The following is a 13,701-nucleotide window of genomic DNA, read 5'->3' as shown; positions in this document are numbered from 1 at the left end:
TTAAAGCATATCTAAAACTGTAGATTATTTATACCTTTTTACTTCTTTTTACCCTTTTTGCCTTTTTCCGCATCAACATAGGGGTTTTTGGCAGTATTCATCTGAATACGCAAAGGGGTGCCACGTAACTTGAAAACTTCTCTGAAGCGACCCTCTAGGTAGCGCTTGTAGCTATCGGTTACACCACTCAAAGAGGTTCCGTGAATCACCACAATTGGAGGATTCATACCACCTTGGTGGGCATAGCGTAATTTGGGGCGCCCCATACCAACGCGCTTAGGTTGCTGATGCTCAATCGCCTCTTGCAAAATGCGAGTAAGTTTGGGTGTTGGCAATTTAGCCATAGCTGCGGCATAAGCTAGATCGACGTCTTTAAATAGCTCCTTGAGTCCAGTACCTTTTTTAGCGGAGATTGGATGAACGTTAGCAAAATCAAGGAAGCGTAATTTTTGAGCAATCTCTAGACGTGCACGCTCTTTCACATACGAATCTAAACCATCCCATTTATTCACGGCAACGACTAATGCGCGGCCTGCCTCCACAATAAATCCGGCAATATGGGCATCTTGCTCAGAAATATCTTGCTGGGCATCAAGCATCAAGATCACCACATTGCAATCCGCAATGGCTTGCAATGTTTTAACGACTGAAAACTTCTCAATCGCCTCAAATACTTTTCCACGGCGACGTAAGCCTGCCGTATCTACCAAGATATAAGGCTTGCCGTTACGCTCAAACGGAACCTCGATCGCATCACGGGTTGTTCCCGGCATATCAAATGCGATGACACGCTCCTCACCGATCAATTTATTGATCAAGGTAGATTTTCCAACGTTTGGACGACCCACCACCGCAATTTTCATTGGGCGATTGGGATCACTTTCCTGCTCTTCGGGCTCGGGCTCAGGAACACCTAAGGAATCCAAGGCGTCATCAATCAAACCACGAACGCCATCACCATGTGCCGATGAAATCGGGAAGGGCTCACCTAAACCCAGCTCATGAAAGTCTGCAGTGACTACACCAGATTGCATGCCTTCGGTTTTATTCACAGCAAGAATGATCGGCCTACCAGTCTTGCGTAAGAAATCAGCAATCACCCGATCCTGTGGTGCCATACCTAAGCGCCCATCAACTAAGAAGATAATGATGTCAGACTCAGCAACAGCTTGTTTTGTTTGCTTAGCCATCTCAGCAACAATGCCGGTCTTGGCTACGGGCTCAAAGCCACCCGTATCTACGCAAATAAATGCACGCTCTCCAATCCGACCTTTTCCATAATGGCGATCTCGGGTTAAGCCTGAAAAGTCAGCCACCAAGGCATCACGTGAACGCGTTAGGCGATTAAAGAGTGTCGATTTACCAACGTTAGGACGGCCGACAATGGTGATTACTGGATTCATTTTGGACTGTACGCCGCTAGTTTGCCACCTTGAGACTGAACCAAGATGAGGCCATTCACCGCAATCGGTGCGGCTGAGATTGGACTACTGTCATGACGAATGCGGGCCAGCATCTCACCATTCGCTTGTGAAAGTGCATGCACATAACCCTGCGCATCACCAACGAGCAAGACCCTACCAACTGCTAAGGGCTCACCTAAATCTCTAAATGTCAGTTGTGTATTTTCCCAAACCTGCGAACCATCTTTCACAGCAAAAGCAGTAACGTAAGACTTTTCATTGGATGAGAATACTAGGTCGGCACTTTGCGCTGTACCGGTATAGCTGGAATAATCTTTGAACCACAATAAGTTGCCTGTGCGTGCTTGACCGCAACCCACACGTCCTTGATAAGAAACAGCGCAAATAATTTCACCTTCCATACTAGGTTTAGCGGTAACATCATTGAGACGTTCAATTTCTGAGAAGCCTTTTGGAAATGAGACTGGGGTTTCCCAAATCAAACCTCCGTTAGCAATCGCAATCATGCCAAAACGACCACCGGAAAATCCAGTCACAATCACCTCATTCGCAATTGGCAACATGCCGTAACCAACACGCAAAGACAATGCCGATTGTTGACGCTGATATGTCCACTTACGGGCACCTGTTTGCGCGTCAAGACCGATGAAGCGGTTATCTAATGTGCGAATGATGACTACGCCACCTGCAACCACTGGCTCAGACAATACTTCACTGCCAACACTCATATTCCAAATAGGCTTACCGGTATCGTCATATGCGTAGACAGTACCTTTAGTGGTAACTACAGCCGTAGTACGACCATCAGATCCAGGTCCTATTGAAAGACGATCGGGAACCGTTACTTCCCATAGCTTTCCGCCTGTAAGCATATCAATCTTAGTGAGATTGCCGCGGTGAGAAGCGGCGTAGATAGCATCACCTGCTACTGCAAGATGAAAATTGAATGGTATAGATGAGCCGATATTGGTCGACCAGACTGGAGCCAAATCAAACTGATTGCTTACCGTTACTAACTCTGCTGGTTTACGTACACGTGAACTACCAGAGCAAGCCGCCAAGACTGTGATAACTAAGCACAGTACTAGACCATTTATTGATAGCCTTACTACGCGCCTGTATTCCATCATCACTGAGATACCCCACCGACAGCATCTAATTTCACTTTCAGGAGGCGTCGCGCCTCTTCAGGGAATTCTTTGACATCATTTAATTGCTTCCATGCTGCTTCATAACTCTTACGTGCATCGGCTGTATTTTTTTGAGCCAAATACCAATCTCCTCGACGCTCTAACCACAAAGCTTCAAACCCTGAGATGGGCTTTTCTTTCAAAATGACATCAGCTTCTGATAAATCTTTCTCAGCACCCTGCTCAATTAATTGAGCAGCCAAACGTAACTTTCCTATGGCTAAATATCCTGAATCAGATGAATTTTTAGCAGCCCATCGTAAATAATCTATTGCTTTCGCAGAGTCGCCGGCGTCAGAGGCAATCTTTGCGGCGACTAGACTCGACATTGCAGCGTAAGGCGTACCTGAGAATTGCTTTTGCAAATCATCAGCGGCACGCAAGGTTTGATCTTTATCGCCCTTATTAATGGCGGCAACCATCGTCTCATACAACTGGGATGCTGCTGCAGCTTGACTGGTTTGCCACCATTGGTAAGCACTATAAGCTGCATAAGCAAATAAAGCGGCAGTCACAAGACCCGTAATGAGGTTGCGATACTTTTGCCAAAATGCTTTAAGTTGATCTAATTGTTCTTGTTCTTCTAGGTCTAAAGGCATATCAATCCAAGCTAATAAATACAGTATTAATAAGTAATGTCTTAATTCTATTCGGTAGCGCCAACTATGGCATCAATTACCGCTTCTACAACGCTATCCAGCGCTACAGACTTCTGCTGGCCAGTGCCGCGCAAATCCTTCAGCTGAGCCTCACTCCTAACCAATTCATCGGGGCCAATAATGACAGCGTAAGCCGCCCCACTTGAATCCGCCTTCTTCATCTGAGACTTAAAACTCGCAGCCTGACCATCTGGGGGGCAAAAAAGGATGACATCAATCCCAGCATTACGCAGACGCTCGGCAATAATCATGGCGGCAGTTAAAGTCTCTCCACCCTGGTGAATGACAAAAGCATCGCATTGCGCTTGCGCCTCAGGCAGGGAATCAGAAACCTTCATTAGCTCCAGAACGCGCTCCATACCCATCGCCCAACCACAGGCTGGGGCTGGTTTACCACCCATACGCTCGATTAATGGGTCATAACGACCACCACCAGCGATTGTTCCCTGGGCACCCAACTCTTCAGTAATCCACTCGAAAACAGTCAAGTTGTAATAGTCCAAACCACGGACCAAGCGGGGATTAATCTTGCATGGGATGTTATTGGCCTTAAGCAAGGCCTGAACCGCCTCAAAATGCTGCAGTGATTCTTCGCCCAAGAAATCCAGTAACTTCGGCGCGCCTTCGATAAGCTCTTGCATTGCCGGATTCTTAGAATCCAAGATACGCAATGGATTTGTGAGCAAGCGACGCTGTGAATCTTCATCTAACTGCTCTTTATTGTTCTCAAAGTAGCTTACTAAAGCAGTGCGATGCTCTGCACGCTCAGGAGCCTGTCCAAGAGAATTAATCTCGAGACGCACACCTTTGAGACCTAGCTCATCCCATAGACGTTGACCCATCAAAATAATTTCTGCATCAATGTCTGGACCAGCAAAGCCCATCGCTTCAATACCAAATTGGTGGAACTGGCGGTAACGACCACGCTGTGGGCGCTCATGGCGAAACATGGGGCCGGTATACCAAAGACGCTTTGGCCCTTCGTAGAGAAGATTATTCTCAACCACGGATCGAACCACAGCGGCAGTACCCTCTGGACGTAATGTCAGTTGCTCACCGTTAAGACGATCCTCAAACGAATACATTTCCTTTTCAACGATATCAGTTACCTCACCAATTCCACGCTGAAATACGGCAGTCGCCTCCACAATCGGAGTGCGCAAAAACTCATAGCCATAGGCACGAGTTAGATCACGCAACACATGCTCTAGATGTGTCCATTGCGCAGCATCTACGGGCAAGAGATCATTCATGCCACGAACGCCATTAATTTTCTGAATCTTCTGTGTCTTTACTTGATCGGTCATGGTGTACGTTGTTGCAATTCTTAATTATTTTTATGATTTACTTCGGTGCGTAATGCTGGTTCACATAATCATCAACAATGACTTGAAAGTCTTGAGCAATATTCTCGCCACGCAATGTTTTTACCTTAACCCCATCCACAAACACAGGTGCAGCAGGCGTCTCGCCAGTCCCTGGCAAGGAGATGCCGATATTGGCATGCTTGCTTTCGCCAGGACCATTCACGATGCAGCCCATGACAGCAACATTCATGGCCTCAACACCGGGATGGGTTTTTTTCCATACCGGCATTTGCTGGCGCAAGTATGACTGAATATTCGCAGCCAACTCCTGAAATGTTGTGCTCGTCGTTCTACCGCAACCTGGGCATGCAATCACCATCGGAGTGAAGTTGCGTAATCCCATGGTTTGAAGGATTTCTTGCGCAACAATAATTTCATTTTCCCGCGGCGCTCCTGGATCAGGAGTGAGTGAGACTCGAATCGTATCGCCAATACCCTCCTGCAACAAGATACCCATTGCAGCAGTTGAGGAAACAATCCCTTTACTTCCCATACCTGCCTCAGTTAATCCTAAGTGCAATGGGTAATCTGAGCGATAGGAGAGATCGCGATAAACCGCTACTAAATCTTGTACGTTGCTGACCTTGCAAGACAAAATAATTTGATTGGGGTTCATACCAAACTCCACCGCTTTTTCAGCAGACTGTAGTGCAGACTGAATCAAGGCCTCAATCATGACCTCTTGCGCAGTCTTGGGAACGGGCAGTGCTGCATTAGCGTCCATGATGCTGGCAAGCAAATCCTGATCTAAGCTGCCCCAGTTCACACCAATCCGAATCGGCTTCTCGTACTTACAAGCAGCCTCGATCATTTGCGCAAATTGTGGGTCACGTTTAGCACCCTTCCCTACATTGCCTGGATTAATACGGTACTTCGATAAGGCCTTGGCACAGTCAGGGTAGTCATGTAATAAGGTATGACCGTTGTAATGAAAGTCACCAATCAATGGCACTAAGACATCCATCTTGTCTAGTTGCTCACGAATATAAGGAACGGCTGCAGCCGCAGCTGGCGTATCCACAGTAATACGAACCATCTCAGAACCAGCGCGAGCCAATTCTTTTACCTGAATAGCAGTTGCAAGTGCATCGGCTGTATCGGTATTGGTCATCGATTGCACGCGTACTGGTGCATTACCGCCGATCGTAATGATGTTCGTTTTCCAAGCAACCGTTGCTTGACGTGTTTCGCGTTTTGGCGATGGGCCTAATGGCAGCTTGGGAGGATTGCTGGAAGTATCACTCATAGGACTCTTTTTTATGAAATTAGTCGTCTAATCTTTTAAGCCACTGCACTGGGTGCTCAGCTTGGTACTGTTGCTCTTCTTCATCAAGACTATCAACATCATCATCTTGACCTAAATTGATCTGATTGTCATGCACGGCACGCTCACGCACTCTAGTGCGATCAACCACATCACCCGCCAATTGACCACAAGCTGCGGCAATATCATCGCCACGGGTTTTGCGAACAGTGGCTACCATACCAGCGTCTAATAAGATGCTGGCAAAGGCATGAACGCGCTGGGCTGATGAGCGCTTCAGCCCAGACTCTGGGAATGGGTTAAATGGAATGAGGTTAATCTTGCACTTGATGTTTGCCAACAAGCGCACTAACTCTTTTGCCTGAATGTCAGAGTCATTCAAGCCATCGAGCATGCAGTATTCAAAGGTTAAAAAATCCCTTGGGGCAAACGGTAAATATCGTTCACACGCAGCAAGCAATTCTCTTAAAGGATATTTTTGGTTAAGTGGAACGAGTTGATCGCGCAGCTTGTCATTTGGCGCATGCAATGACACTGCTAATGCCACCGGACAATCTTGGGCCAAGCGATCAATCATCGGCACTACGCCAGAGGTGGAGACGGTCACGCGACGACGCGATAAACCATAAGCCCTGTCATCAAGCATTAAACGCAAAGCAGTCACCACATTGTCATAGTTGAGCAAGGGCTCACCCATGCCCATCATGACCACATTGGAGATCACTCGCCCTGTATGTTCCCAGCCTGGAGTTGGGTATTTCTCAATACGGCGAACTGCATTCGGATCAGTGCGAAGTAAATGTTCAGCAAACCAGAGTTGACCAATAATTTCACCGGCGGTGAGGTTGCGTGAGAAGCCTTGATGACCGGTTGAACAAAAACGGCAATTGACCGCACAACCAGCTTGGGATGATATGCACAAGGTGCCGCGATCATCCTCAGGAATAAATACCGACTCCACAGCATTACCAGCACCAACATCAAGCAACCACTTGCGGGTACCGTCTGCTGCATGCTCATCTTTAGTAACTGGCAGGGAAAGAACCTGCGCTTTATCTAGCAGTGTTGCTCTAAAGCTTTTTGCTAGATCACTCATGTCATTGATGTCGGAAACACCACGTTGATGTATCCACTGCATGAGCTGCTTTGCCCTAAAAGGCTTTTCATTCAACCCCGCGACATACGCCGCCATTTGGTCAGCGTCGAAATCTAAGAGATTTACGCGCGGGGAGGTCAATGCGCCTACTTATGTATTAAATAGGTTGTTCGTTTTCAATCGTGAATTAACGATTGAAAACGTTCATGCCAGCGAAGAAGAATGCAACTTCAACAGCGGCAGTTTCTGGGGCGTCAGAGCCGTGAACAGCGTTTGCATCAATGCTGTCAGCAAAGTCAGCGCGAATAGTGCCCTTGTCAGCCTTTTTAGGGTCAGTAGCACCCATCAAGTCACGGTTCTTAGCAATCGCGCCCTCGCCTTCCAGTACCTGAATCATGACAGGACCAGAAATCATGAAGCTCACCAGATCCTTAAAGAAAGGACGTGCAGCGTGCACAGCGTAGAACTGCTCAGCCTCAGCTTGTGACAAATGCGCCATTCTGGACGCAACAATCTTCAAACCAGCAGATTCAAAACGGTCATAGATTTTGCCGATCACGTTTTTTGCTACAGCATCAGGTTTGATAATAGAAAGGGTGCGTTCGATAGCCATGTAAAACTCCAATAGTGATTTCAAAGATTTTGCCGAATTAGCGCCAATTTGGACCCAGGGAGAACATCTTCCCCATTCCCTACAACGCGCTAGGAATTCAGCGACCCCCAAATTATACATCGGATGACCGTATTTACCCTGATCCTGGTGGGTCTAAGCCATTGAATTTACAGGGCATAACCCTTCGATTTGTAGTCTTTTTAACAGGGGGCTTGAAATTACTCTATTTTGTCTATACTTACTGTCAACAGCTCCTTGTGGGCTCGTGTAATTACTATGAAAAAGGAGTCAATATGAGTGATCTCAACTCTTACGGCTTTGGGCAAACTAGCTCGATTAGCACCCCCCAGATTCGCAACCGCGTTCTGCGTAATACTTACGCCCTTTTGGCGCTCTCGATGGTCCCGACTGTCATTGGCGCATGGCTTGGCGTTGCCTTTGGACTGAACTTTATGGCGGGTAGCCCTTTTATGGGTTTCATCGTCTTTATGGCAATTGCTTTCGGTTTCTTTTGGGCGATTGATAAAAACAAGGACACCGGCTTAGGTGTACTCTTGCTGCTAGGCTTTACCTTCTTTATGGGCATCATGATGTCCGGCTTGGTAGGCTATACCTTGAATAGCTATAGCAACGGTGCTACCTTAATCATGTTGGCCTTTGGTGGTACTGCTGCGATTTTTGCTGTAATGGCAACCATTGCCACTGTCAGCAAGAGCGACTTCTCAGGCATGGGTAAATGGCTGATGGTAGGTGTATTACTCTTGATCGTTGCTTCATTAGCCAATATTTGGTTACAGCTACCCGCATTGATGTTGACTGTGATGGTTTTGGCTATTGCAATTTTCTCTGCCTTCATCCTGGTTGACGTACAGCGCATCATCAATGGCGGCGAGACCAACTACATCATGGCTACTCTAGCTATCTATCTTGACGTCTACAACGTCTTCACTAACTTGCTTGCTTTACTGGGCATTGTTGGCGGAGACCGTGACTAAGTCATTGCAGAACTGGCCCCAAGGCCTTACCGAACAAAAGGCGCCACTGGCGCCTTTTTTCATACTCATTTTTTTCTTTTTTGATGCAACTTCCCTAGTTACTTTGCTGTTAAATCATCGCACCACGCGTAATAGGTATTAATCCATTGGCCAAATGGCCCTTCATTCACGCGACCAGCGCCACAACCTGTGAGCTTGTTACCGTTGATCTCATAAACGCCAGAGCCGCCCTTATACGCGATTTGTAGCTTCTTACCATCTGGAGAAATTGTTCCGATTTCATAAGCTTTGTAGTTAGGATTCTGATAAGTGAACTCTACATGAGGCCCATCTTGCTTGATGATAGTTAATGTAGCAGGCACATCTTGCGTTTGTGTCTTAGGATTTTTTTTAGAGGCGTTGATAGAGGTTTCACTCGTCTTGCCGCTATAAACCTTTTCCAATACAGGAATGCCTTGGGCATTTACAAGGAAGCTCATCCCCAAACCAAGAGCCAAGACAATAATTGATTTCATAAAGCACCTTTATGTGAAATTAAAAATAAAGTATATCTTCATGAACAAATTCTGGTTAATTCAGATTGAGGCGCTCAAATACCGCCATCGACTCCACATGTGATGTATGGGGAAACATATTGACAATACCCGCACTCTTCAGATTGTAGCCCGCCTGATGGCATAGGATATCGGCATCCCTGGCGAGCGTCTTTGGATTGCAGGATACGTAGACAATACGTTGGGGCGGCAAATCACTACCCTGCTCATGTAATTGAGCTAGGGCCTGGCAGATCTCTATCGCCCCTTCTCGGGGAGGATCCATTAGCCAGCGTTCGGCCTTGCCCCATGAGGCGATCGTTTCCCCGCTAACCTCAAAAAGATTGCTTTGCATAAAGCTTGCTTTATCTGCAAGTTGATTATGCTCAGCGTTGGCTTTAGCTCTTGTGGTGAGGCTTTCTAAACCCTCAATACCTAAGACAGCGTTGGCTTTTCTCGCGAGCGGTAATGTGAAATTACCAATACCGCAGAATAAATCGAGTACACGATCACTTGCCTGAACTTCTAAGAGGCGAATCGCCCTACTAACCAATGCACGGTTCATCATGTGATTCACTTGCGTGAAATCTGCCGGTTTAAATGGCATCTCGATCTCAAACTCAGGCAGTCGATAACAAAGCTTACCTGTTAATGGATAAAACGGCGCAACAGTCTCTATCCCTTTAGGCTGCAACCAAATCCAGACCTGATGTACATCCGCAAATTCTCTAAGTAACTGCTCGTCTGCCGATGTTAAAGGCAGAAGATTTCTAAATACCAATGCAGTGACTGGCTTTGCTTTTTGGGGATCATCTGAGTTTAGATCCTCCGGCTCACCAACTGCAATCTCGATTTGTGGCATGCGATCCACTATGGATAAGCCCATGACTAATTTACGCATCTGCGGTAATAAATCGGAAACCTGTTTAGGAAGAATCTCGCAAGCAGTCATGTCAGCGACATAGCCACTTTTACCCTCATGAAATCCAATCAGCACTGTGCCTTTTTTGATGGAGCGATTGACGGCACTTAAACGAGCACGATGTCGATACTCCCATGTGGGGCCACCCATCGGCCGAAGAATCTCTTCTGGAGCTACTTTAGCGATATGCTTTAAATCATCCTCAAGAACGCGTTGCTTCATCGCTACCTGCGCCCGAATATCTAAGTGCTGCATAGTGCAACCACCACAAACCCCAAATGCTTCGCACTTCGGCTCTGCTCTGAATACGGCAGGCTTGAGGATATCGAGAACCTTAGCCTTACTAAAACGAGCTTTGTCGCGGGTAATGACATAAGTCACCAATTCAGTTGGTAATGCCCCCTGAATAAAGATGACCTTACCGCTTTGACCCTGATTAAGCTCTTCCTCATTAGGCGCTAAGCGAGCAATACCTTGTGCGTCTAAATCAAGGGAGTCGACTCGCACTGGCTCAGTCACCACGATGTGGACTGGCTTTTCTCCTCTACGCATCAGTAGCAAAACCCAGGAGATACTCTTGCCACTGTTCACCATGTGGCTCTTGAGATTCTTTTTCTAGGTACGCTTTCACGAAAGTGATTTCTTCTTTGTACTCTTCTAATGAGAATCCGCCACGCAACAACTGAAAGCGGCAATACATCAAATAGGTGTTGACTACATCGGTTTCGCAATAGCGTCGAATTTCATCAAGCCGACCATCTTGATAAGCTGGCCACACTTGGCTACCATCCATCCCCATTTTGCCCGGGAAGCCGCAGAGTTTTGCCAGCCCATCTAAGGGTGCGTTAGCGCGACCATTAAATTTAGCCAAGAGATCCATTAAATCTAGATGGCGCATGTGATAACGACTAATGTAGTTGTTCCACTTAAATTCACGACTATCGTTCTCTTGACTCTCACCCATCTCCCAATATCGTGGCGCCTGTACATGGTTTACTAATGCGCGGTAATGCAATACCGGCAGGTCAAAGCCACTGCCATTCCAAGAAACCAACTGAGGGGTATATTTTTCAACGAGCTCAAAGAAGGTCTGAATCAGCACCTTCTCATTATCTTGTGCAGTACCTAATGTGCCAACCTTGATTTGAGGCGAGCCTTCCTTAGTTGTTCGGCGAATAACACAGGAGATGGCGCAGATACGTTGCAGATAGAGCGGTAAAAAATCACTGCCCGTCTTCTCCGCGCGCTCTGCCATTGCTTTATTCGCAACCTCACTATCAGATAAGGTATCAGGATAGTCATTCAGGCGACGCAGTCCTACTACATCGGGAATAGTTTCAATATCGAAGACGAGAACCGTTGCCATTCTTAAATCGCTAGCAAGTTATCTAAAGCGATTACTGCAAATATGGCGTTGGATTTACTGGCTTGCCATTCACACGTAGTTCAAAGTGGAGTTTGACCGAATTCGTATCGGTGTCACCCATCTCGGCAATCTTCTGCCCCTTCTTGACCGCATCACCCTCTTTTACAGAAAGTGTACGGTTATGGGCATAGGCTGTGAGGTAAGTATTGTCGTGCTTGATGATGACGAGATTGCCGTAACCTCGCAAGCTATTGCCAGCGTAAACAACCTTCCCATCTGATGCTGCGGTAATAGGCTCGCCTAACTTACCAGCAATATCAATCCCCTTAGTCTTTTCACTGAAGTCTTCGGTGACCTTACCTTTAGCTGGCCAAGACAAACGAATACCCGGTTCTGCAACAATTTCTTTTGCAGACTCTGCTTTAGGAGTATCCCCTTTTGGTGCATCAGCTTTAGCGGCATCACTAGCAGGCTTCGGAATTGGTTTAACAGTCATTTTGCTGTTAGCGGGAGGCTTCACCAAAATGAGATCGCCCACCTCAATTAAATTCGGATTCGATAAATTATTCCACTGCGCCAAATCTCGCGGGGATTGACCGCTATCTAAACCAATCCGCGCCAAAGTATCGCCACGTTTAACGCGATAGTAACCAGGAGGAGTGGTCTCATTATTGTTAACACTGCTAGCACCAATACCACCACTACGATCTACAACATTCGCTGGCTTAGCCCTAGGAGTTGTTGAGCAACCTACGTTGAGCAGTAAAGATGCCATTGCAACTAGCAATAGGAGATATTTGAATAGGATATTCATAGGCGTTTTCATACTACCCCTGATTGTAAGGGGACAAAAAAGACCTCGTCCAGAACGGTTCTTTGATAGCGCTGGGAGCTCATTCGCTCAACCATGATCAATTGCTGCTCTTTCTCATTTTTGGCGACTGGAGCCACTAAACGCCCACCAATAGCCAATTGATCCAATAAGGCATCTGGAATGCCCAAACCTGCCGCCGCCAGAATAATCCCATCAAATGGGGCAGCCTGAGGTAGGCCTAAGATGCCATCCCCATAGATAAGGCGCAGATTTTTAATGCGAAATGGGCGCAGCTTTTCTCTGGCCATATCGTGCAGAGGCCGAATACGCTCAATGGAATACACCTCATCGGATAACAAACTGAGAACTGCGGCTTGATATCCACAACCAGTACCTATTTCTAGTACTTTTCCTAATTTTTGTCTTGGCTTATGCAAAAGCTCAATCATACGAGCGACTACTGATGGCTTTGAAATGGTTTGCGAGTGCCCGATTGGCAAAGCAGTATCTTCGTAGGCCTGCGGATGCATTCCAGCATCCATAAACGCATGGCGTGGAACAGTAGCAATGGCCTCCAATGTTTTCCCGTGTTTGATCCCAGCGGCGAGGACTTTCGCAGCCAAGGCTTGCCGATGACCGGCATTACGCTCTGCTGCTGGCCTCAACCGCGGTCCCAACCATTAGCGCGCATCGCCGCCAAACGCGCATGATGGGTTAGATCTAATTGCATTGGTGTAATGGAGATACAGCCCTCATCAATTGCATGAAAGTCTGTGCCTTCAGAACTATCTTTTGCATCCCCTGCCGCACCAATCCAATAAATATCATCACCACGTGGACTTTTCTGAATCACCACGGGTTGTGAATGGTGGCGATTACCAAGGCGAGTTACACGCCAACGATAGAGATCTGCATAAGGACGGTTAGGGATATTGACATTCAGCAAAGTAGCGGCGCCATCGGCACGAACCAACTGAGACACCAGGAGTTGCGCAACAATATCGTGAGCAGCTTTAGCAGCATCCTCAATCCGATTCCAGCCTTTATCAATTTGAGAGAAAGCAATGCCAGGAACGCCAAACATGACTCCCTCAACTGCAGCGGCCACAGTACCCGAGTAGAGAGTATCTTCGCCCATATTCTCACCTTGATTAATACCTGAAATCACTAGGTCTGGTTTTTCATCCAAGAAACCAGTCATCGCAATATGGACACAATCGGTTGGGGTGCCATTGATAAATAAAAATCCATCACGCTCACCACCCGCTACTCGATGAATCGAGAGTGGTCGTGAGAGTGTTAATGAGTTCGATGCGCCACTATGATTTTGCTCAGGAGCAATCACGGTCACTCGACCTAATGGACGTATGGCGTTTACTAAAGCCAAAAGACCAGGTGCAAGATAGCCATCATCATTCGAGATCAGAATGTGTGGCTGCTTTGTGTCTTCACTCATGA

At 47.0% G+C, this 13,701-nt stretch carries 13 protein-coding genes and 1 pseudogene; 1 reads left to right on the top strand and 13 read right to left on the bottom strand.

The features are described 5' to 3' along the window. Nucleotides 1-38: 38 nt before the first annotated feature. The 7 genes from der to ndk form a co-directional block, all read right to left on the bottom strand. Nucleotides 39-1,403, bottom strand: coding sequence for a ribosome biogenesis GTPase Der (gene der, locus ICN43_RS06445; RefSeq protein ID WP_216197930.1), 1,365 nt, complete (start codon nucleotides 1,401-1,403; stop codon nucleotides 39-41). Next, on the bottom strand, nucleotides 1,400-2,554 hold the full coding sequence (gene bamB, locus ICN43_RS06440; RefSeq protein ID WP_216199963.1) for an outer membrane protein assembly factor BamB: 1,155 nt from the start codon (nucleotides 2,552-2,554) through the stop codon (nucleotides 1,400-1,402). Before bamB ends, der begins: the two co-directional genes overlap by 4 nt. Next, nucleotides 2,554-3,213: a tetratricopeptide repeat protein gene (locus tag ICN43_RS06435; protein ID WP_216197928.1), complete on the bottom strand. Its 660-nt coding sequence runs from the start codon at nucleotides 3,211-3,213 to the stop codon at nucleotides 2,554-2,556. The genes bamB and ICN43_RS06435 overlap by 1 nt, the downstream gene beginning before the upstream one ends. A gap of 47 nt (nucleotides 3,214-3,260) precedes the next feature. Continuing rightward, nucleotides 3,261-4,580: a histidine--tRNA ligase gene (gene hisS / locus ICN43_RS06430; protein ID WP_216197926.1), complete on the bottom strand. Its 1,320-nt coding sequence runs from the start codon at nucleotides 4,578-4,580 to the stop codon at nucleotides 3,261-3,263. Nucleotides 4,581-4,617: 37 nt separating this feature from the next. Beyond that, nucleotides 4,618-5,886, bottom strand: coding sequence for a flavodoxin-dependent (E)-4-hydroxy-3-methylbut-2-enyl-diphosphate synthase (gene ispG / locus ICN43_RS06425; protein WP_216197924.1), 1,269 nt, complete (start codon nucleotides 5,884-5,886; stop codon nucleotides 4,618-4,620). Between the two features lie 19 nt (nucleotides 5,887-5,905). Beyond that, nucleotides 5,906-7,096, bottom strand: a complete 1,191-nt coding sequence (gene rlmN / locus ICN43_RS06420; protein WP_216199962.1) for a 23S rRNA (adenine(2503)-C(2))-methyltransferase RlmN — start codon at nucleotides 7,094-7,096, stop codon at nucleotides 5,906-5,908. 91 nt (nucleotides 7,097-7,187) lie between these two features. Then, the gene (ndk, locus tag ICN43_RS06415; protein ID WP_046330292.1) at nucleotides 7,188-7,613 is read right to left on the bottom strand and encodes a nucleoside-diphosphate kinase; all 426 of its coding nucleotides are present in this window, start codon (nucleotides 7,611-7,613) and stop codon (nucleotides 7,188-7,190) included. A 293-nt stretch (nucleotides 7,614-7,906) separates the two neighbouring features. Here ndk and ICN43_RS06410 point away from each other — a divergent pair, with 293 nt between their 5' ends. After that, nucleotides 7,907-8,608, top strand: coding sequence for a Bax inhibitor-1 family protein (locus ICN43_RS06410; RefSeq protein WP_216197923.1), 702 nt, complete (start codon nucleotides 7,907-7,909; stop codon nucleotides 8,606-8,608). A gap of 98 nt (nucleotides 8,609-8,706) precedes the next feature. On the opposite strand, the gene ICN43_RS06405 is transcribed toward ICN43_RS06410, so the two are convergent. The 6 genes and pseudogenes from ICN43_RS06405 to surE all read right to left on the bottom strand — a co-directional run bounded on the left by ICN43_RS06405 (nucleotide 8,707) and on the right by surE (nucleotide 13,699). Further along, nucleotides 8,707-9,123 (bottom strand): hypothetical protein, encoded by a 417-nt coding sequence (locus ICN43_RS06405; protein WP_216197921.1) that lies wholly within the window; start codon nucleotides 9,121-9,123, stop codon nucleotides 8,707-8,709. A 55-nt stretch (nucleotides 9,124-9,178) separates the two neighbouring features. After that, entirely contained in the window at nucleotides 9,179-10,615 is a 1,437-nt protein-coding gene (gene rlmD / locus ICN43_RS06400) for a 23S rRNA (uracil(1939)-C(5))-methyltransferase RlmD (RefSeq protein ID WP_216197919.1), read from the bottom strand. Further along, nucleotides 10,608-11,429 carry a 3'-5' exonuclease gene (locus ICN43_RS06395; RefSeq protein WP_216197917.1) on the bottom strand — a complete coding sequence of 274 codons (822 nt, stop codon included), beginning with the start codon at nucleotides 11,427-11,429 and terminating at the stop codon, nucleotides 10,608-10,610. Before ICN43_RS06395 ends, rlmD begins: the two co-directional genes overlap by 8 nt. A 31-nt stretch (nucleotides 11,430-11,460) precedes the next feature. After that, nucleotides 11,461-12,243 (bottom strand): peptidoglycan DD-metalloendopeptidase family protein, encoded by a 783-nt coding sequence (locus tag ICN43_RS06390; RefSeq protein WP_216197915.1) that lies wholly within the window; start codon nucleotides 12,241-12,243, stop codon nucleotides 11,461-11,463. 8 nt (nucleotides 12,244-12,251) lie between these two features. Continuing rightward, nucleotides 12,252-12,875 (bottom strand): annotated as a pseudogene (locus ICN43_RS06385) (protein-L-isoaspartate(D-aspartate) O-methyltransferase); the annotation flags it as partial. A 29-nt stretch (nucleotides 12,876-12,904) separates the two neighbouring features. After that, nucleotides 12,905-13,699: a 5'/3'-nucleotidase SurE gene (surE, locus tag ICN43_RS06380; RefSeq protein WP_216197911.1), complete on the bottom strand. Its 795-nt coding sequence runs from the start codon at nucleotides 13,697-13,699 to the stop codon at nucleotides 12,905-12,907. Nucleotides 13,700-13,701 lie beyond the last annotated feature (2 nt).

It is taken from the genome of Polynucleobacter sp. UK-Mo-2m-Kol15 (assembly GCF_018881505.1).
GTDB lineage: Bacteria > Pseudomonadota > Gammaproteobacteria > Burkholderiales > Burkholderiaceae > Polynucleobacter.
This window is presented reverse-complemented; position numbering and strand designations above follow the sequence as displayed.